Here is a 19,653-nt window from a genome sequence, read left to right as displayed (position 1 = left end):
CCCCTCACATTCCGTGTCCGCCGTGGACACTTCGTCCACGGGACGGGCGCGGAAAGGCCCCGCATAGCCGCATGCGGGGCCTCGCCGGTGGCGTTTCGTTCACGACGACGGCCGCCTCCTGGACGTGTCGGGCATCACCGTGCCGGCGGGCCAGCCGCAGCGGCCGGCGAGCCGGCCCCGACAGGCGGCGGGGCCGTCGTCGGGAAGGCTCACCAGGTGTGGGGCACGGGGGTGCGGGAGGAGGGCAGGGCGATGTTCCGACGCCATTCGTGGAGCCACTCCGGGATGCCGGGGCCGCCCTCCGGGTCGTGGCCGAGGGAACGCACGGCGTCCGCGATCTCCTCATTGCTCACCGGGCGGCCGTCCTTGGCGCGCAGGCGGCCGCAGATGTAGCCGCGGACGTAGACCTCCCCGTCCACCACGATCCGCTGTTCGAGCCACATGGAGCGCTCGTCGAACCCGAGGAAACGGGTGTCCACGGAGAACTTCTGGCCGAACTCCACGGAACGGCGGAAGGCGATCTGTTCGGCCTGCACCACCGGCAGCCAGCCGCGCTTGCGGGACTCCTTCCACAGGCCGCAGCGGTCCATGAGGTCGAAGCGGCCGAGGTCGAACAGGCCGAAGTACTGCCCGTTGTTGATGTGCCAGGCGATGTCCACGTCCGTGAGCAGAGCACGCAACGGGACCGACGTGGGCTCCCACAGGGAGACGCGGCTGCGACGGCGGGACTTCAGCAGGGTGGCGACGGTACGGAAGATCAGGTGCATGGACGCAACCCTACCGGGGAGTAACTCCCGGGTGGAGAGGGTGTCGGCGGCAGTCCCCCGGACGCGGCACGGGCGGCACCGCAGGCGCACCGAGCCGCGAGCTCATCCCGGCCCGCCGCAGGGCGGAGAGCAGGCAGCACCGCAGGCGCCCCGAGACCCGCCGCGGGCCGTCTCCCGGGAGGGAGACGGCCCGCGGCCGGCCGGATCATCCGTGCGGATCAGAGGATCCCGTCCGTGAGGTGGTCCGGGGTGCCGAAGCGGTGGGCGGTGATGGAGATCGCCTGCTCGTGCACGAACGGCAGCAGCTCCACCTCGCCGGCGGAGACCACCGGGCCGGCGTAGACGGCCACGTCCGGGGTGCCGCCCAGCGCGTGCTGGAGGGCACGCTTCGCCGCCAGCGCGCCGGCACGGTCGCCGACCCAGTCCGAGATGAGGCGGATGCGGGCGTCGCCGCCGCCCTCGGCGGTCGGCGGGACCTCCGCGAGCTGCTGTGCCCGGCGGTGAAACTCGCCCGTGGGCTCCACGTGGATGTCCACCGGGGCCCCGAGTTCGGTGCCCTGGAACTCGCGGCGCAGCTGCTCCACCTGGCCGCGGACTCCCTCGGAGGAGATGTTCGAGGCGTCGCCCTCCTCGGTGGACGGGACCGGGTTGATGGAGACGGTCATCGGGGCGCCGGCGCGCAGGCCGGCGGAGACCACGCGCAGCAGGTGCTCGGCGGGGCCGTGCTCCCAGCGCACCAGCACCGGGGTCGGCACGTGGCGCAGCACGTTGCGCTCGGCACGCAGCGCGGAGATGTCCTGGTCCGGGCCGAAGACGGTGGTCCAGGTCTGCTCGTCCAGCTTCTGGGCGGTGTGCAGCCAGGACGGGTCCACGTTCGGCTCGCCGTCGGCGCCGGAGGAGGACTCCGGGTTGGTCAGCCAGGTCGGGGCGTCCTCCCAGTGCACGAGGCCGTGGAGGTAGTGCGGGCCGCCGGCCTTGGTGGTGGCGCCCACCACGGAGCGCTTCCAGCCGCCGAACGGCTGGCGGCGCACGATGGCGCCGGTGATGCCGCGGTTGACGTAGAGGTTGCCGGCGCGGACGTGCTGCAGCCAGTAGTCGATCTCGTCCGGGTCCAGCGAGTGCAGGCCCGAGGTGAGGCCGAAGTCCACGGCGTTGACGATCTCCACGGCCTCCTCCAGGTCCTTGGCCGTCATCACGGACAGGTGCGGGCCGAAGAACTCGGTGAGGTGGGAGTGGCTGCCCGGCTTCACGCCGTAGCGGATGCCTGGGCTCCACAGCCGGCCGGACTCGTCCAGCTGCTTCGGCTGCAGGGCCCAGGACTCGCCGGGCTCGAGCTGGGTGAGGCCGCGGCGCAGCTTCTCCCCCGGCTCCTCGATGACCGGGCCCATCTGGGCGCGGGCGTCGTCCGGGTAGGCCACGTGCAGGGAGCGCGCCGCGTCCAGGAGCTGGCGGTGGAAGCGCTCGGAGGTGGCCACCGAGCCGACGAGCACCACCAGGGAGGAGGCGGAGCACTTCTGGCCGGCGTGGCCGAACGCGGAGTTCACCACATCATCGGTGGCCAGGTCGAGGTCCGCGGACGGGGTGACGATCAGGGCGTTCTTGCCGGAGGTCTCGGCCAGCAGGTCCAGGTCCGGGCGCATGGACTTGAACAGCTGGGCGGTCTCGTAGCCGCCGGTGAGGATGAGGCGCTCCACGGACGGGTGGGTGACCAGCGCGGTGCCGACCTCCTTCTCGTCCTCGTCGGCCATGGTGACCAGGCGGACGAGGTCCTCGGGGTCGATGCCGGCCATGGGGCCGTCGGCCGCGAACGCCTCGGAGGCGCGCAGGCCCTCCATGATGTGCTCCCAGGCCACGGCGCCGGTGCGCTCGGACTGCGGGGCGGGCTTGAAGACCACCGGGGAGCCGGCGCCCAGGGCGGCCATGACGCCGCCGACCGGGATGGCCACCGGGAAGTTCCACGGCGGGATGACGAGCGTGAGCTTCACGGGGATCGCGCGGGCCCCCTCGACCTGGTCCAGGCCCCGGGCGAGGCGGGCGTAGTAGTGGGCGAAGTCCACGGCCTCGGAGACCTCGGGGTCGCCCTGGTCCAGGGCCTTGCCGGTCTCGGAGCCGGCGACCTCGAGCAGGCGGGCGCGGGCGGCGTGCAGGGCACGGCCCACGGAGTCGAGGGCCTCGGCGCGCTGTTCGCCGGTCAGCTTCCGCCAGGCGTTGCCCGCCTTCTCCGCGCGGGCGATGGCGTCCTCGGCGCCGGCGGCGGTGGTGACGCGGTGGGCGTCCACGGCCTCGGTGCCGAGGGTGGAGTGCGGGATGGCCTCGAGGATCCGGCGGGCCCAGGCGCGGTTGCCCGGCAGGGACGGGTCCGTGTCCGGGGTGTTGGCGAAGCCGTCCACGGGGGCGGGGGTGTCCCCGTCGACGTGGCGGGAGCGGTCCTGGCCGCGGGAGGGCACCGGAACCTCGGTGTCCATCTGCTCGAGGGAGGCGAGGAAACGGTGCTTCTCCCGCTCGAACAGCTCCGGGTCCGAGTCCAGGTCGAACACGGCGGACATGAAGTTCTCGGAGGAGGCGCCCTCCTCCAGGCGGCGGACCAGGTAGGAGATGGCTACGTCGAACTCGCCGGGCTTCACCACCGGGGTGTAGAGCAGCAGGGAGCCGACGTCCTTCTTGACCGCCTCGGCCTGGCCGGTGGCCATGCCCAGGAGCATCTCGAACTCGACCTCCGGCGGGATGCCGCCGGCTTCCGCCACGCCGCTGGGCTGTTCGGTGGACAGGCCGCGGCGCTTGACCAGCTGGTGGGCCAGGGCCACGTCGAAGAGGTTGTGCCCGGCCACGCCGATGCGCACGTTCTCCACGTGCTCCTTGGTGAGGGCGTAGTTCAGGACGCGCTTGTAGTTGGTGTCCGCCTCCTGCTTGGAAGGAACGGTGGCCAGGGACCAGCCCATCAGGGACGCCTGCATCTGCTCCATCGGCAGGTTCGCCCCCTTGACCACGCGGACCTTGACCGGGGCGCCGCCGTCGGCGACGCGGCGGGCGGACCACTCCTGCAAGCGGATCATCGCGGCGAGGGCGTCCGGCAGGTAGGCCTGCAGCACGATGCCGGCCGGGTAGTCCTTCAGCTCGGGCTGGGAGAGCAGCTCGGTGAAGACGTTCAGCGTGAGGTCGAGGTCGCGGTACTCCTCCATGTCCAGGTTGATGAAGGTCTTCTTCTCCTTCGCCAACAGGTACAGCGGGGTGAGCCGCTCGGTGATCTCCTGCACGGCCTCGTCGAACGCATAGGGGGCGTGCGGGGCGGTGGCGGCGGAGACCTTCACGGACACGTAGTCCACGTCGTCACGGCGGACGAGGTCGGCGATGCCCTCGAGGCGGCGGTCGGCCTCGCCCTTGCCGAGGATGGCCTCGCCGAGCAGGTTGATGTTCAGGTGGGTCTTCTCGTCCCGCAGGGAGGCGATGGCCTTGGTGAGCTGCTTGTCCCGGGCGTCCACGATCAGGTGGGACACCATCTGGCGCAGCACGCGGCGCGCGGTGGGCACCGCGACGTGCGGGACCATCGGGGCCACGCGTCCGCCGACGCCGAACACGGCCTTGAGGGCCGGCGGCAGGAACTGCGGAGACTCCTGGGCGAGCTCACGCAGGGCCCGGGCGGCGATGGCCGGGTCCTCCGGGCGGACCACGTGGTCCACGAAGCGCACGATGAAGTCCAGGCCGCCCGGCTCCTTGAGCGCGCCGGCGAGCTGGGTGGCCGCGAAGTCGGCCTTGTGGCCGCGGGCCTCGGTCAGCCAGGTGCGGACCTGCTCGATGGCGGCGTCCGCGGCGTCGTGCAGGTCGGCGGGGTCCGGGATGCCTCCGGTGGCGTCGAGGAGGCGGTCGAGGTCGTCGTGGTCCTGGGCGGAGAAGGTCTCGGTCATGCTCCCACTGTGTCCGGAACCGGCGGCACGGGGCAATTCGGTGGGCGCCGGGACCCGTGCCGCCGAGCCAGAGACTTCGGCTACTTGCGGGCGGGCTCAAGGGGCCGTTCCTTCTGGTTCGCCGAGCCAGAGACTTCGGCCACTTCACGGGGCGCTGAAGCGGCCATTCCTTCTGGTTCGCCGAGCCAGAGACTTCGGCCACTTCACGGGGTGCTGAAGGGGCCATTTCTTCTGGCTCGCTGTCAGAGGAGCGAGCCCCGTGCGCCGAGCCAGAGGAATCGGTCACTTGCAGGCAGGCCCAAGGGGCCACACTCTCTGGTTCGCCGAGCCAGAGACATTGGCCCAGGGCAATGAGGCACCGTCACAGGGCGCGGGGCCTGCCCTCTCAGCGCGGCGAGCCATGCCGTCTCAGCGTTTGGGACGCGCGCCACCGGCACACGCTGCACGCGCACGTCGTCCTCGCCCTCATCACGGTCCACGAACCGTTTCCTCTCCTCCACAGCGGACCGACCTGCCGGTTCCCTCCACAGAATGTGCCTGCGACGCCCACAGCACAGCGGCCTCGAACCACGCTGGCCACATGCCGATGCTCTCCACCCCGTTGCCTGCCTCGCTGCCGTCCCTGTTCACCGTCGCCGAGGCCACCTCGCTCGACGTCCGCCGCAACCGGCTCCGCGCCGGCGACCTCGTCAGCCCCTACTGGGGTGTTCGCTCCCGCACAGACTGCCCGCCGAGCTTCGCAGACCAGGTCCGGCTCCTGCAGCGGCTCTCCCCCGGATCGATCGCCACCCACTGGACAGCGGCCGCCCTCTGGGGCATGTGGCTGCCAGGCACGTTGGAGCCGCGCAATGACGACATCCATCTCTCTCGGCACCGCGACGACGGCGGGACCCCGCGCCGCATCGGGGTGAAGGGTCACGAGTTGAAGAGCACTGCCGGCATCACCGAGGTCGACGGCATACGGCTGACTTCGCCGGCGCACACCTGGGTCGACCTGGCAGGACAGACCCGGTTCCTCGACGACCTGGTGGCCTGCGGCGACAGCCTGCGCCAGCGCGCAGACGGCCCCGGCGCCGAGAACTCCCGCTTCGAGTTCCCACTCGCCGAACCCTCCGAGGTCCTTCAGGCGATGACCGATCGCCGCGGCCGACGCGGCGTCCGTCTCGCGAGAGAAGCATGGGAGTCGGTGCGCTCCGGCGTCGACTCGATCCCCGAGACCCGCGTCCGTCTCATGACTGTGGACCACGGGTTCCCCGAGCCTGCGGTGAACCCGGTGATCCGTCTCACGGACGGACGCCTGGTGCGTCCTGACCTCGCCTGGGAAGAACTCAAGATCTGCATCCAGTACGACGGTGACCACCACCGGGGCCAAGAGCAGTTCCGCAAGGACATCGACCGCGACCGCCGGATGCAGGCGGAGGGATGGATCGTCATCCGCGTCGCCGGCTCGGCACTGACCAAGGACGGACGTCTGGCGCTCATGGCGGACCTGGCCGCGGCGTTCGCCAGTCGAGGCGCCTGAGTCTCGCCGCCCGGCGCCCCTCGCCGCCTGGCGCCGTTCGCAGGCCGCTCTGATCGTCGCCCCTGAGCGTGCTGGGGATGCCACGACGACCCAGAGAGTCCGCCACGGCGAACCAGAACAAACGGCCGTTTCAGGCCGCCGCGAACCAACCATTTCTTCTGGCTCGGCACACCAAACCATGTCGTCCGGCACGGCGAACCAGAACAAACGGCCACTTCGACGGCTCGTGAAGTAGCCAGACCTTCTGGTTCGGCGAGTCGGGGTGCGCCGGGTGAGCGTTGACCGGATCAACGTTCACCGGATCGGCGTTCACCGGGTCAGCGTTCGGCCGGCAGCAGGCCCCGGACAGCGGTGACCGTCAAGGCGACCAGCAGAACAATGAGGGCACCGTCCGCTGCGACGTAGAACAGATGTGTCATGGAGCCACCTGCGGACTGACCGGCGAGGACGGCGTCGGTCCGCACGTTGAGGATCGGCCGGATGACGAGCACCTTCACGGCATAGACCGCCAGGATTCCGGCGGTCCACCCCCAGAGCGGGCGGCGCGCCGGGCGCCCTGCGGTCTTCAGCAGGGCCACCACCAGGAGCACGGCGAGCACGAACTCCACGATGTTCATGGCGAGGAACACGCGGCGGCCGATGCCCAGGCCCAGTGGGATGGTGATCCCCGGTGCGGTGAACTTCAGCGGCGCCTCGATCAGAGAGATGCCGGTGAGCAGGCCCAGCCACAGGCCCGGGACCAGCAGCAGAACCGCACGTCCGCCGCGCGGTCCGCCGGCCGTGTCCGCGAACAGGCGGCGGACACCGGACCGGGTGAGGGACTCTGCACTCATGCCCGGAATCCTACGCCTGCCACACAGGCCCCCGGGTCTCAGGCCCGGCCGCCCACGCGGGCCCGCAGCACCAGCACCACGAGGATTCCGCACGCGTAGAGCCCGCCCATGACCCACCAGCCGACCGTGAAGTGCCCGGTGGCCCCGAGCACGGCGCCCATGACGATCGGCCCGAGCGAGAACCCGGCGAACATGCCCATGGAGTTCACGCCGGAGGCGGCGCCGATCCGCTCCCGCGGCACGAGGGTCAGCAGGAAGGCGTTGAGCACCACGTTCGTGCCGAGCGCGGAGATGCCGTGCATGGCCGCGGCCGCCCACACGAGGGCCGGCTGGTGCAGCGTGCCGGCCAGCACGAGCAGCACGGTGGAGCCGATCGCTCCGAGCCCGATGATCATCAGCAGCGTGGTCGGCCGCGCCCCGGCGTCCATGCGCCGTCCCCACATCACGCGGGAGACCACACCGACGACGCCGGCCACGGCCACCGCCATGCCTGCGGCGGTCACGCCGAAGCTGACCTCGCGCACCGCGAACAGCGCCAGGTACACGTTGGTGCTCTGCGTGCCGAGGCCGTTCAGGAACGCGATCGCCGCCGTCAGCCACACTTCGGCCGGCAGCCGCTCCGCAGCGCGCGTCGCTCCCCGGCCTGCCGACGACGTCGTCGCCTTCACCGCGTCTGGTGCCCTCACCTTCTCCGCGGCGTCCGGACGCCCTTGGCGACGGCGGCCCCTCACCTTCCTCCCGGAGGCCTCGCCTTCCGACGGGGCGGCGCCCGCGGCGCGGCCGAGGACGACCTCGGCGATGAGCCACAGCAGCAGCGTCACGCAGGCCGCGCCAAGGGCGGCACCGGTCCAGCCGAAGGCCAGGGCCACGGCCGGGAAGAACAGTCCGGCGAACAGCTGGGAGGCCTGCACGCCGGACTGCTTCACTCCGATCCAGCTGGTCTTCCGCCCAGGTGGGGCCTCGGCCAGGATGATGCGGTTGGTGGTCGGGTTGGCGATCGCCTGGGTCGGGCCCACGAGGGCGGCGGCCACGAGGAGCAGGGCGTACTGCTGGGCGAAGGCGGCCACCACGAGGGCCAGGGCGGAGCCGCCGTAGACGATCGCCACCTGGGCGCGGACGGACAGCCGGTCTGCCAGGCGGCCGAGCCAGAGCGAGGTGACGGCGGCCGAGACGAACACGACTGAGACGATGCTGCCAAGCAGGCCGTCGTTGATGCCGAGGCGCTCGACCACCAGGGCGGAGGAGGCGGAGACGCCGTAGTTCAGCAGCGGTCCGGCCGCCATGATGCTGACCAGGACGAACAGCAGTCCCCCACCGCGGCGCCGCCCGGCGGCACCGGCACCGGACTGCCGACCATCCTGCCGGCCGGCACCCTTCCGCCGGGCGCCCTCCCGACGAGGCTCCGTTCGAGGGGCCGCAGGCTTCTGGCTCTCCGCCCGGTTCCGTTCAGCGTGCACGGAGCGGTTCAGCCTTTGCGGGCACCGGGGTCGTCGTCCACGTCCCGGACGACGTGGTCCTCGAGCTCGGTGCCCCGGCGCAGATCGGCGTGGGTGGCGGCGTCGGTCTCGGCGGGAGCCACAGCCTCGGCGACCGGCTGCACGGGGGTGTCGGGCGAGGAGGCCACGGCCTCCTGCTCGGCGGCCATCCAGTCCTTCTGCGCGTCCACGCGGTGCTCCTCCGCCTGCGCGGCCATGCGCTCCTTCTCCGGCGGCGCCTGCCCCTCGGCACCGCCGGTGGCGGCCACGCGCTCCTTCTCCGCGGCCTCCGCCACGGCCTTGTCCTTCGCCTTCTGCTCCTTCTGCCGCCGCTGCAGCAGCTTCGGCAGGTGGAACCGCTCCATGCCCTTCAGGTCCGCGGCGATGAACACGTTGAGCCACCTGGCGTGCGGGTCCGCGTCGATGAGGATCGCCTTGACCAGGAGGGTGGCGGGCAGGGCGAGGATCGCGCCGAGCGGGCCCAGGACCCAGGCCCAGAAGAGCAGGGAGATGAAGGAGACGGTGGGGATGACGCCCACGGCGTCTCCGGCGACCTTCGGCTGGATGATGGACTGCAGCACGAAGTTCAGCACGGAGTAGCTGATGACCACGGCGAAGAAGGCGGGCCAGCCGCCCTCCACCAGGCCGAGCAGGGCCGGCGGGATCAGGCCGATCACGAAGCCGATGTTCGGGATGTAGTTGGTGAGGAAGCTGAACACACCCCACACCAGGGCCAGCGGGACGCCGATGATCATGAGGGCCACCACGTCCAGGATGGCCACGATGAGGCCGAACACGGTGGTCACCAACCAGTAGCGGCGCACGCCCTGAGCGAAGGCGATCAGCGCGTCGCCGAGTTCGTCCCGGGCGGTGTTGAGCAGGTGTACGCGGCGCTCGACGCCCATGGAGTCCATGGCCAGGAAGAACATGGACATCACCACGGTCAGCAGCAGGCCGAACACGGCCCACGTGTTCGTGGCGATGGCGGTCAGCGTGGACACGGCGGCGCCGGAGACGTCTTTCCAGTCGATCCCGTTCACCTGCTGCTGGACGGCCTCCGGGGACAGGCCCCACGCGATCAGCTGGTCGCTGACGTCCACGACCAGCGCCTGCACCTCGCCGGTGTACTGCGGCAGGGCGTCCACGAGCTCGAGGATGGACCAGAACAGCAGGCCCACGAACGCGCAGAACACCGCCGCCACCAGCAGCACGGACACGGTGGCCCCGAACACCGGGTGGAGGCCGCGGCGGGTCAGCCACGCCTGCACCGGGTAGACCACCACCACGAAGTTCAGGCCGAGGAAGACCGGGGCGATGATCTGGGACAGGCCCTGCACGAACTCCACCGTGATGACCAGGCCCGCGGCGATGAGCACCAGCACCAGCATCCGCGGCCAGAGCCGGTGCGGGCGGGAGGTGTTCCACTCGGACTCGATGGATCGGATCCTCTGCCGACGCGCACGGTCGCCCGCCGGGTGGGATGCGCCCGGCACGCGGTGGTCATGCGCCGCGTCGTCGCGCGCGCTGAAAGTGGCCTCGTTCACGTCAGGCAGTGTACGGGGCGAGACGGACGCGCCAGGCGAGGGAGCCGTCGTCGTGCCTCAGGATGACGGGCGCACCGCGCCCGGTCTCCTTCCCGACGACGGCCCGTGACCGGCATTTCCCGCTGCACCGCCGGTGCCGGTAGGGTGGGGCGCACATCGACAGGGGAGCGCCCGCACGGGGCGCTGAGAGTGCGCCCGATGCGCAGACCCTCGAACCTGCTCCGGCTCGCACCGGCGAAGGAAGTCGAGAACCTCTCAACCCGGATGCTCCGCGCCCCGTCCGGGTGTGGGCGCCCGGGCCCCTCCGCACCACAGGAGGCCGAGACAGACGATGTCCCACACCACTGCCCGTTCCCGCACGGCCGCCTTCGGCCTGTCCGCCCTGGCCGTCCTGGCCCTGTCCGCCTGCTCCGTGGCGGACCAGACCGGCGGGGGATCCTCCGAGGAGCAGGGCTCGGACGCCCCGAAGAAGACGGTCACCATCATGACCCACGACTCCTTCGAGCCCCCGAAGGAGCTGCTGGAGAAGTTCACCGAGGAGACCGGCTACGAGCTGAAGACCACCGCCCCCGGCGACGCCGGCACCGTGGTCAACCAGCTGCTGCTGGCGAAGGACTCCCCCACCGTGGACGGCGTCTACGGCGTGGAGGACCACTCCACCCACACCCTCGTGGACGGCGGCGTCCTGGCGGATGTGACGCCGGAGGGCCTGCCGGAGTCGGCGAAGGACCGCGTGGTGGAGGGCAAGATGATCCCGATCGACCAGGGCCAGGTCTGCGTCAACGTGGACCACGAGTGGTTCGAGGACAAGGGCATGGACGAGCCGCAGGGACTCGACGACCTCACGAAGCCGGAGTACGCCGAGCTGCTCGTGGTCACCGACCCGGTCACCTCCTCCCCCGGCCTGGCCTTCCTGGCCGCCACCGTGGAGGCCGAGGGCGAGGACGGCTGGCAGGACTGGTGGACGAAGGCCCTGGACGGCGGCACCAAGGTGGCCTCCTCCTGGTCCGACGCCTACTACACCGACTTCTCCGGCGGTGACGGCGAGGGCGACTTCCCGCTCGTGCTCTCCTACTCCTCCTCCCCCGCCTACGCGCCGACCACCGGCAACGTGGAGGGCACCTGCACCCCGCAGACCGAGTTCGCCGGTGTGGTCGAGGGCGCGCAGAACCCGGAGGGCGCCCAGGCGTTCATCGAGTTCATGCTGTCCGAGGAGTTCCAGGAGGCGTTCCCGGAGTCCATGTACATGTACCCGATCGACGAGTCCGTCGAGCTGCCCGAGGAGTGGGCGGAGAACGCGCAGATGGCGGAGGACCCCATCACCCCGGACCCGAAGGCCGTGGCAGAGCACCGCGAGCAGTGGCTGAAGGACTTCACCGCCCTGCGCGAGGACCGCTGAGCACGTGAGCCTGCCGTCCGTCCTTCAGCGGCGGCCGCGCGCCCGGCCGTCCGGAGACGGGCTGGGCGCCTGGTGGCTGCTGGCCGCCGTCCTGCCGCTGACCTTCCTCGCGGTCTTCTTCCTGTGGCCGGTCGGCGCGATGTTCCTGCGGGGCGTCACCGCGGACGGCGCCCTGGACCTCACCGCCTTCGGCGAGGTCCTCGGCCGCGAGCGCACCTGGCGGATCCTCGGCCACACCCTGGGCATGGCGGCGGCCGGCGCGGCCCTGTCCCTGGCCGTGGGCCTGCCGGCGGCCTTCGTGCTCTACCGGCGCACGTTCCCGGGCAGGGACGCGCTGCGCGCCGTGGTGACGGTGCCGTTCGTGCTGCCCACCGTGGTGGTGGGCGTGGCCTTCCGCGCCCTGCTGGCCCCGGGCGGGCCGCTCGGGTTCCTCGGCCTGGACCAGACCACCACGGCGGTGGTGCTGGCCATGGTGTTCTTCAACGTCTCCGTGGTGGTGCGCCAGGTCGGCGGGCTGTGGTCCGTGCTGGACCCGCGGCAGGCGGAGGCGGCGGCCTCGCTCGGGGCGTCCCCGTGGCGGGTGTTCCGCACGGTCACGCTGCCGCAGCTGGGCCCGGCGATCGCCTCGGCGGGCTCGCTGGTGTTCCTGTTCTGCTGCTCGGCGTTCGGGATCGTCCAGACGCTCGGCCGCCCCGGGGTGGGCACCCTGGAGACGGAGATCTGGGTGCAGACCTCGGTCTACCTGGACCTGCGGGTGGCCGCCGTGTTCTCTGTGCTGCAGCTGCTGGTGGTGCTGGCGGCCATCGGGCTGTCCTCCGCCGCCTCCGCCAGGACCGTGCGTGCACTGCGCATCCGGGACGCGTACGCGGTGCCGCTGGGACGGCGTGACTGGGCGCCGGCGCTGGTCACCGCCCTGGCGGCCACGCTGATCCTGCTGCCGCTGGGCTCGCTGCTGGTCCGCTCGTTCCACTCAAGCGAGGGCTGGGGGCTGCGGAACTACCGGCTGCTCGCAGAGAGCTCGGGCGCTGGGTTCGCCGGCGGCACCACGGTGCTGCAGGCGCTGGAGCACTCGGTGAAGATCGCCGGGGACGCCACCGTGTTCACCCTGCTGGCCGGCATCCCGCTGGCCCTGCTGCTGACCCGCCCGTTCCACTCCGCCGCGGCACGGCGGGCCCAGCGCTGGCTGGACGGCGCGGTGATGCTGCCGCTGGGCGTCTCCGCGGTGACGGTGGGCTTCGGATTCGTGGTGTCCCTGCAGCTGGAGTTCCGGGAGCTCGCCCAGTCCGGGGCGCTGGTGCCGCTGGCCCAGGCCGTGGTGGCGCTGCCGCTGGTGGTGCGCACGCTCGTGCCGGTGCTCGGCGCGGTGGACCACCGGCTGCGCGAAGCCGCCGGCACGCTCGGCGCCGGCCCCTGGCGGGTGCTGCTCACCGTGGACGGGCCGGTGCTGCTGCGGGCGGTGGGCCTGGCCGCGGGCTTCGCGTTCGCGGTGTCCCTGGGCGAGTTCGGGGCCACCAGCTTCCTGGCGAGCCCGGACTATCAGACGCTGCCGATCGTGGTGGTGAAGCTGCTGGGCCGTCCGGGGGCGGAGAACTACGGGATGGCCCTGGCCGGCGCGGTGGTGCTGGCCCTGGTCACCGCCACCGTGATGGTGGTGTGCGAGAGGCTGCGTCCGCGCGGCGCCGCCGGGACGGGAGGAGCATGGTGAGCATGGGCGTGGGCATGGGCATGGGCATGGGCATGGGCATGGGCATGGAGCACGGTGCGGGCCTGACGCTCGAGGACGTGACGGTGTCCTACCCGGACGGCACCGCGCCGGTGTCCGGGGTGGACCTGGCGCTGGCCCCGGGCGAGATCGTGGCGCTGCTGGGCGCCTCGGGCTCCGGCAAGTCCACTCTGCTGCGCGGCATCGCCGGCCTGGAGCGCGTCAGTGCCGGGCGGATCCTGCTGGACGGCCAGGACGTCACCGGTGTGCCCACCCACCGGCGTGGGGTGGGCATGGTCTTCCAGGACGGCCAGCTGTTCCCACACCGCTCGGTGGCACGGAACGTGGCCTACGGCCTGGAGTCCGCGAAGGTGCCGCGGGCCGCACGCCAGGACCGGGTGGCGCAGATGCTGGAGCTGGTGGACCTCGCCGCCTTCGGCGACCGCCCCGTGCAGAACCTCTCCGGCGGTCAGGCCCAGCGGGTGGCCCTGGCCCGATCGCTGGCCCCGTCCCCGCGGGTGCTGCTGCTGGACGAGCCGCTCTCCGCCCTGGACCGTGACCTGCGCGAGCGCCTCGCCGCGGACATCCGGCAGATCCTCAAGGCCACCGGCACCACCGCCGTGCACGTCACCCATGACCGCGAGGAGGCCGCCGCCCTCGCGGACCGGGTGGTCCGCCTGCACGACGACGGCTCCCTCACCGTGGTCTGAGCCGTCGCCGGCAGCGGCCGTCGGCGGGGGTGCCGGGGTGCGGCGCCGGCGGGCTGCGGCGCCGCGGTGTCGCCTGCGTCCTGGCGGTGTCGCCTGCGTCCTGTTACGCATCCAGCGAAAGTTCAGCCGCCGAACCTCCCGGTCCTCGGGTGGCTCGGATATGTTCGCAGGGTGACCTCTGCTCCTGACGCTCCTCGCCCCCGCGGTCGGCTGACCGTGGACGAGGTCGTGGACGCGGCCGTCACCATCCTGCAGGACTTCGGCATGGGGGACCTGTCCATGCGCCGCGTGGCCGGGGTGCTCGGGGTGCAGGCCTCGGCGCTGTACTGGCATGTCCCCAACAAGCAGACGCTGCTGGCCCGCGTGGCGGACAGGATCGTCGCGGACGTGGAGCGCACGGTCCGTGCCCATCGGCTCGAGGACCTCGAGGAACTGACCTCGGCGGCCGAGGCCGTCCTGCTGCGCCACCGGGACGGCGCGGACGTGGTGCTCTCCTCCCTGGCCCTGGGGCTGGGGGGCTCGGCCCTGCATCGGATGTTCGTGGAGACGGCCTCGGATCCGGGCTCCGGCGAGCGCGCGCTGGCCGGCATGCTCGGCGCCGCGGCCCTGCGGCAGCAGCGGGAGCAGGCCGCGGCCCTCGGTGTGGAGCTCGGTCCGGACTGTCAGGCGCACGCTCGGCGCGGCAGGTCAGATCAGGCGGAGAGAGCGGCTCCGGGCTAGCACCCCGCGAAGGGCCGCAGCGGACGCACAGCAGGTGTCTTCTTGTGGGGTCTCCGCTCCGGCGGCTCTAGGATTGACCATTTGTGCGGCACAGGGGGTTCCGCCGCACCGCACGGCGGGAACGGACGCGGAGAAGGACGCCGGACCGACGGGCAGGGAAAGGAACCATGGAGCAGCGCAGCACTCACCCCGCACGCGAGTCCGTGCGGGGTCTGCACAGCGAGGCGGACGCCGTCTCGCAGGGTGCGCTGCTCGACCCCGCGCTCGCGTTCCTCGGCCCCGCCGCCCGGTCTGTCCCGCCGCGCCCCCGCCGGCTCGAGGTGGATCACCGGGGCATGCCGGTGCGCCTGACCACCCCGGCGCCGGTCCGCCCCTCGGCCGTCCGTCCCCGGCCGCCGGTGACGCGGACCCGCAGGGACGGCGTGAAGGTGATGCAGACGCCCGCCCTGCTCCAGGGCGTCCGGTTCGGCCCGTGTTGCCGGCTGGACCTGTTCTCGGTGCGCGGAGGCATCGTGTACATCACGCGGGCCCTGGTGCTGGACGAGCTCGGGGACGACGAGCGCGGCGAGGTGTACGTCGGCATGGTCCCGGTCACCGAGCTGCACCGCTTCTGGGAGCACGCGCTGGCGGACCAGGATCCGCAAGACCCGGTGATCGTGCACAAGCGGTCGGACGAGGACGCCGAGACCCTCCGGCTGCTGGAGGCCGTCGGGCCGCCGGGGCTGAACGTGGTGGGCTACCGCCTGGACGAGTCCGCTGACGGCACCCAGCGCTCGTCCTATCTGCTGCCGGAGATCGTCCCGGACGCGGTGATGGAGCTCGGTTCCCTGCGCATCCGTCTCGACGACGCCCCGAGCACGGTGACCCCCACGGGGACTGCCGCGGACCGTGCCGAGTGGCGGCGGGTGCAGCGCTATCTGCAGCGCGTGGCCCCGGAGCTGCTGCACAACATGGACCGCCGCACCCCCGCGGAGGTGACGGACGTCTTCGTGGACGGCGCCACCCTGCGCGGGGCCCGCATCGGCGGCGCGGCGGCGACGGCCGAGCCCGGAGTGTGGGCGGCCCGCACCGTGCCCGGCGCCACCCGGCCCGTGGAGTCCGAACTGGACGCGCTGCTGCTGGGCTATGTAGTGGCCGCATGGGCGGGGCGGCAGGACGGACCCGTGGTGATGCACTCTGATTCCCGGGCGGCACTGGCCCTGCTGCGGGACGCCGTGAACGAGCCGCTGACGCTGGGCGGTGCCCGCGGCGACCGGGTACGCAAGTCCCTTCGCCACCTGCTGGAGATCCGGGAGTACATCTGTTCGCTGGGCAAGTCCGTGAAGGTGCGCTGGATCAAGGGGCACGTGGGCCATCATGGCAACGAGCTGGCGGACGCCCTGGCCCGGTCGATCGCCCGCAACACTCTCGCCGGCACCGGCCACGACGAGCAGGTCCAGCGCCTGGACCGCATCGCCCGCGCATGGGAGGGCGGGCCGATCGGCCACGAGGGCTGCCACGAGGTCGACCTGCCCGACTGACCCCCGTGACACTTTCGTTCGGGAAACCGTCGCGTCCCGGCGCACTTTCGTTCGGAAAACCGTCGCGTCCCGATGCGCTTTCGTTCGGGAAAACGTCGTGTGCACTGCACCGGAGACGCTGCTCAAAGCCGGGATTGACCTTGCCGTCGCGTCAATGTTTACGGTCGAGTGCATGACAGTCTCGATGATCGACAGCCTCGTCGGCATGCGGCGCCTGGCCCACGCCCAGCCTGACGAGTGGAACGAGGCGGCCCGTGATCTGTGGGCGCCGATGGCAGGAATGTACTTCTTCATCCCGGGTGGGCCGGACCTGGCCCAGGTGCATGCCCAGAACTTCGGTTTCGGACCGGAAACCTCACATGACCGGGTCCTCGAAGGCCTGAGGGCTTTGGAGGAAGCCGATGCGTGGGGCCGGGTCGAGCGTGCTGTACGGGACGGGTTGGAGCGTCTGTCAGCAGCCAATCCGACCATGCGCATGCCTGACCTTCGGGTGCTGCTCGTCCTGGGCGACCCTGACAACAGGCACTTCATGGACGAGGTCCGCGGGTTGTCGGCCTCAGGCGGGATCAGCGGCTTCATCGCGATCACCGTCTGGCCGTCGTCGGAGGTGCTGGACCGCCTGGAGGCCATTGCCCTGCACGAGCTCCACCACAACGTGCGCTACTCGCCCGGTGGTGTGGTGTGGGATCCGAGGACCGTCACCGTCGGTGAGCACGTGGTGGCCGAGGGGCTGGCGGACCTGTTCGCCGCCGAGGCCTACGGCACGCGGGGACTCACTCACTTCGTCAGCGACCAGACCCGCACCAGCGACGCGATCCTCGCGCGCGTCGTGGAGGGGCTGGAGGTGACCGGGATGCAGGACTTCGGTGCTTGGGTGCTGGGGGATGCCAGCGCACGCCTGTTCGGCGGAACCCCGGTCGGCCTGCCCACCGGAGCGGGCTATGCGGCGGGCGCCCGTATCGCCGAGGCCTACCTGTCCGCGACGGGTCGCAGTGCGGCCGAGTGCGTGACGGTCCCCGCAGCCGACGTCGTGGCCGTGGCCCTGCCCCAGTTGGGGCTGACAACGACTGGACAGTGAGGGAAGGCGGGTCGTGGTGGAGTGGACCGTCCAGCAGCTGGCGCAGCGTGCCGGGATCAGCGGCCGAACCCTGCGGCATTACCATCAGATCGGCCTGCTGCACCCTGACCGGATCGGCGCCAACGGCTATCGCTACTACGGTCAGACTGCCGTGGCCCGCCTCCAACGCATCCTGCTGCTGCGCGATGCCGGGCTGCCGCTCAACGAGATCGCCGCCGTTCTCGACTCCGAACACGATCAGGCCGACGAGGTGGCAGCCCTGGAGACGCACCTCGTCCAGCTCCGCCGGGATCGTGAGGCGCTGGACCGGCGCATCGCATCGGTCGAGCACACCATCGCGATGCGTCGCCAGGGGCGCCGACCCCGCATGGATATGCTGCTCGAGGGTTTCAACGACCGTTATGAGGCTGAGGTGGTCTCCCGCTGGGGCCAGGAGGCTTTCGACGTCTCCCACCGGTGGTGGCACGCCAAGACGCTGACCCAGCAGCAGCAGTTCGAGGCCGATGCTGAGCAGCTGCTTGCTCGCTGGGGCGAGCTGCACGCAGCCGGCCTGGGGCCGTCGAGCCCCGAGGCGCAGGCCCACGCCGCCGCGCATGTCGCATGGTTCGCCCAGGTCCCCGGCACTCCCACCTGCGCCGACGACCCGACCAACGCGACTGCCATGGTGCTCGGCGTGGCGGACCTCTACGTCACCGATCCGGACTTCCATCCCGCCTTCGGAGGCCCCGAAGCCGCCGAGTTCGCGGCCCGAGCACTGCGGATCCACGTCAGCCCAGCCTGACGCTCGTCCAGGATCCGACGTCACGCCGCCCGGCCTGACACGGCCCGTTCGAACCGGCAGCCCCTCCGTGCTTCCTCCCGCCCGACGGCCGCCCACGGGTGGCCAGGCGGGACGGCCTGCCCGTAGCGTGGGCGACTCGAAGGCATTCTTCGAACGAAAGGACCCCAGCATGTTCCGTATCGGCAAGCGCATCGGCAAGAACACCACCGCCTCCGTCGGCCGTGGAGGCCCGCGCGTCGGCCGCCGCTTCGGCATCTTCAACGTCTCCAACCGCGGCGTCGGCATCAGCTGGCGCCGGCTGTTGGGCGGCCGCGGCCGCTGAACTCTCCGGGCGCGGCGGCGCAGCGTCTCCTGGCGCTGGCCTCCCCGCCGGTGATGCCCGACGACGGCACTCGCCCCCGTCGGTCCGCCCACCGTGGTGGGTGTGGCCGGCGGGGGCGTGTTGCGTCCGGAGCCACCGAGCGCGCACGGCTCGGGATCGACTGACGGCCGCCGCACGGCGAAACGCAGGCTCAGAAGCCGGAGCGGCTCCACCGCCGGAACGCGGCGAGCGCGCACCACAGCCCCACGGCGATGGCCGCACCGCTGATCGCGTAGCTGCCGGCGTCCGAGGAGACGAGCCCCTTGCCGTTCAGGGTGTTGGAGATGGAGGCGGCACCGAAGAGGATCACCACGATGCCGAGGATCCCGAGCCCCCAGCCGCAGATCCAGTCCCAGAGGTCCCGGCCGAGGCTCCGGGGCCGGGCGCCCGCGCCTCGGTTCTTCCTCCGGCCGGCGTCCTGGCGGGCCTGCTCCGCCTTGAGCTCCTCCCACTCCTCGGGCGTGGTGTGGTGGTCGTCCTGCGTCATGGGTTCCCCTCCTGCGTTTCCCGACGGCGGCCGCTCGCCGCCGCCGCTGAGGTCACCGGGTTCGACCGGCTTGGGTCAGGCGATGGGCTGGGTGACGGCGTGGCGCTGCTGTCCCTGCCCGAGGTGCCGTTCGGCGGCCGGCAGGAAGCACAGGACGCCTCCGGCGATCATGGCCAGGCCGAGCAGGCCGATGATGTACAGGCCGATGCCGGGGCTGACCCACGGGGTGTTGCTGAGGTGGTTGATGTTGGCGAAGCCGTCCACGGTCGCGAAGATGCCGACGAGCACGGCGAGGCCGCCGGTGGTCATGCGCACCCAGGTGACGCGCTTGAACCAGAGCAGGGCCCCGGCGCCGATGAGCAAAAGGAAGGACACCAGCAGCAGGTATCCCTCTTCCTTCAAGCCGGTGGAGAACCAGTTGGCGCTCTCCCCCAGGGCGGTGAGGACGGGCAGGAACAGGCAGAGGATGGCGAGGCCGCCGAGGCCGGCGAGGATGATCGGAAGGTACTCGTAGACGGCCGGCATGCCTCGGAGGCGGTTGGGGAAAGCCGTCCCCGGTGCGGCCGTCGCTGCGGGCTCGCTGAACTCGCCGGCGGACTTCGCTGCCCGGTACTCGGACAGGGTAGGCTCGCGGCCGTGGTCCGCGGTGAACTTGTCGGTCCACTGCTGTTCGGTCATCGGGCTCGTCATGGCAGGCCTCCTCGGGGCACACAGCGGGCGTCCAGGGCTCGGACACCTCGATCCTAGAGGGTGGGCGGACAGGATAGGAGCGCTGCGCAGCACGCAGGAGAGGTCCGTCCGGCACGACGGTCCCTATGTCCACCGTCTCCTGGCTGGCCATGGACCGCCGGC

At 71.7% G+C, this 19,653-nt stretch carries 16 protein-coding genes and 1 riboswitch; of the genes, 9 read left to right on the top strand and 7 right to left on the bottom strand.

Going from position 1 to position 19,653, the window contains the following annotated elements; translation table 11 throughout:
• Positions 1-209: 209 nt before the first annotated feature.
• Both MLY01S_RS04460 and MLY01S_RS04455 read right to left on the bottom strand, forming a co-directional pair.
• The gene (locus MLY01S_RS04460) at positions 210-767 is read right to left on the bottom strand and encodes an acyl-CoA thioesterase (protein ID WP_067189694.1); all 558 of its coding nucleotides are present in this window, start codon (positions 765-767) and stop codon (positions 210-212) included.
• Between the two features lie 218 nt (positions 768-985).
• Complete coding sequence (locus MLY01S_RS04455; RefSeq protein WP_067189692.1) at positions 986-4,669, bottom strand: bifunctional proline dehydrogenase/L-glutamate gamma-semialdehyde dehydrogenase; 3,684 nt, start codon at positions 4,667-4,669, stop codon at positions 986-988.
• Positions 4,670-5,249: 580 nt separating this feature from the next.
• On the opposite strand from MLY01S_RS04455, the gene MLY01S_RS04450 reads away from it, so the two are divergent.
• A complete protein-coding gene (locus MLY01S_RS04450) occupies positions 5,250-6,191 on the top strand; it encodes an endonuclease domain-containing protein (protein ID WP_067189690.1) in 942 nt (313 codons plus the stop codon).
• Positions 6,192-6,508: 317 nt separating this feature from the next.
• Here the strand turns inward: MLY01S_RS04450 and MLY01S_RS04445 are convergent, their stop codons facing one another.
• The 3 genes from MLY01S_RS04445 to MLY01S_RS04435 all read right to left on the bottom strand — a co-directional run bounded on the left by MLY01S_RS04445 (position 6,509) and on the right by MLY01S_RS04435 (position 10,043).
• Positions 6,509-7,024, bottom strand: coding sequence for a hypothetical protein (locus tag MLY01S_RS04445; RefSeq protein ID WP_227718867.1), 516 nt, complete (start codon positions 7,022-7,024; stop codon positions 6,509-6,511).
• Between the two features lie 38 nt (positions 7,025-7,062).
• The gene (locus tag MLY01S_RS04440) at positions 7,063-8,307 is read right to left on the bottom strand and encodes an MFS transporter (RefSeq protein ID WP_082739688.1); all 1,245 of its coding nucleotides are present in this window, start codon (positions 8,305-8,307) and stop codon (positions 7,063-7,065) included.
• Positions 8,308-8,489: 182 nt separating this feature from the next.
• Positions 8,490-10,043, bottom strand: coding sequence for an AI-2E family transporter (locus tag MLY01S_RS04435; RefSeq protein ID WP_245232139.1), 1,554 nt, complete (start codon positions 10,041-10,043; stop codon positions 8,490-8,492).
• A gap of 151 nt (positions 10,044-10,194) precedes the next feature.
• Positions 10,195-10,303: riboswitch (TPP riboswitch) on the top strand.
• Between the two features lie 71 nt (positions 10,304-10,374).
• On the opposite strand from MLY01S_RS04435, the gene MLY01S_RS04430 reads away from it, so the two are divergent.
• From MLY01S_RS04430 to MLY01S_RS12370, 8 genes are all read left to right on the top strand, one after another.
• Positions 10,375-11,442, top strand: a complete 1,068-nt coding sequence (locus tag MLY01S_RS04430) for a thiamine ABC transporter substrate-binding protein (RefSeq protein ID WP_067189688.1) — start codon at positions 10,375-10,377, stop codon at positions 11,440-11,442.
• Between the two features lie 10 nt (positions 11,443-11,452).
• Positions 11,453-13,147, top strand: coding sequence for an ABC transporter permease (locus MLY01S_RS04425; RefSeq protein ID WP_067189748.1), 1,695 nt, complete (start codon positions 11,453-11,455; stop codon positions 13,145-13,147).
• Positions 13,148-13,149: 2 nt separating this feature from the next.
• Complete coding sequence (locus MLY01S_RS04420; RefSeq protein WP_255218005.1) at positions 13,150-13,854, top strand: ABC transporter ATP-binding protein; 705 nt, start codon at positions 13,150-13,152, stop codon at positions 13,852-13,854.
• A gap of 171 nt (positions 13,855-14,025) precedes the next feature.
• Positions 14,026-14,574, top strand: a complete 549-nt coding sequence (locus tag MLY01S_RS04415; RefSeq protein WP_067189686.1) for a TetR family transcriptional regulator — start codon at positions 14,026-14,028, stop codon at positions 14,572-14,574.
• Between the two features lie 167 nt (positions 14,575-14,741).
• Positions 14,742-16,094, top strand: a complete 1,353-nt coding sequence (locus MLY01S_RS04410) for an RNase H family protein (protein WP_067189685.1) — start codon at positions 14,742-14,744, stop codon at positions 16,092-16,094.
• A 172-nt stretch (positions 16,095-16,266) separates the two neighbouring features.
• Complete coding sequence (locus MLY01S_RS04405; protein WP_067189744.1) at positions 16,267-17,172, top strand: DUF2268 domain-containing putative Zn-dependent protease; 906 nt, start codon at positions 16,267-16,269, stop codon at positions 17,170-17,172.
• A gap of 16 nt (positions 17,173-17,188) precedes the next feature.
• Positions 17,189-17,953: a MerR family transcriptional regulator gene (locus MLY01S_RS04400; RefSeq protein ID WP_209279945.1), complete on the top strand. Its 765-nt coding sequence runs from the start codon at positions 17,189-17,191 to the stop codon at positions 17,951-17,953.
• A gap of 169 nt (positions 17,954-18,122) precedes the next feature.
• The gene (locus MLY01S_RS12370) at positions 18,123-18,275 is read left to right on the top strand and encodes a hypothetical protein (RefSeq protein WP_157531272.1); all 153 of its coding nucleotides are present in this window, start codon (positions 18,123-18,125) and stop codon (positions 18,273-18,275) included.
• 190 nt (positions 18,276-18,465) lie between these two features.
• Here MLY01S_RS12370 and MLY01S_RS04395 read toward each other — a convergent pair whose 3' ends face one another.
• Complete coding sequence (locus MLY01S_RS04395) at positions 18,466-18,801, bottom strand: hypothetical protein (RefSeq protein WP_067189681.1); 336 nt, start codon at positions 18,799-18,801, stop codon at positions 18,466-18,468.
• 75 nt (positions 18,802-18,876) lie between these two features.
• Entirely contained in the window at positions 18,877-19,491 is a 615-nt protein-coding gene (locus MLY01S_RS04390; protein WP_067189679.1) for a hypothetical protein, read from the bottom strand.
• Positions 19,492-19,653 lie beyond the last annotated feature (162 nt).

The sequence above is a fragment of the Micrococcus lylae NBRC 15355 genome (assembly GCF_001570885.1).
GTDB lineage: Bacteria > Actinomycetota > Actinomycetes > Actinomycetales > Micrococcaceae > Micrococcus > Micrococcus lylae.
This window is presented reverse-complemented; position numbering and strand designations above follow the sequence as displayed.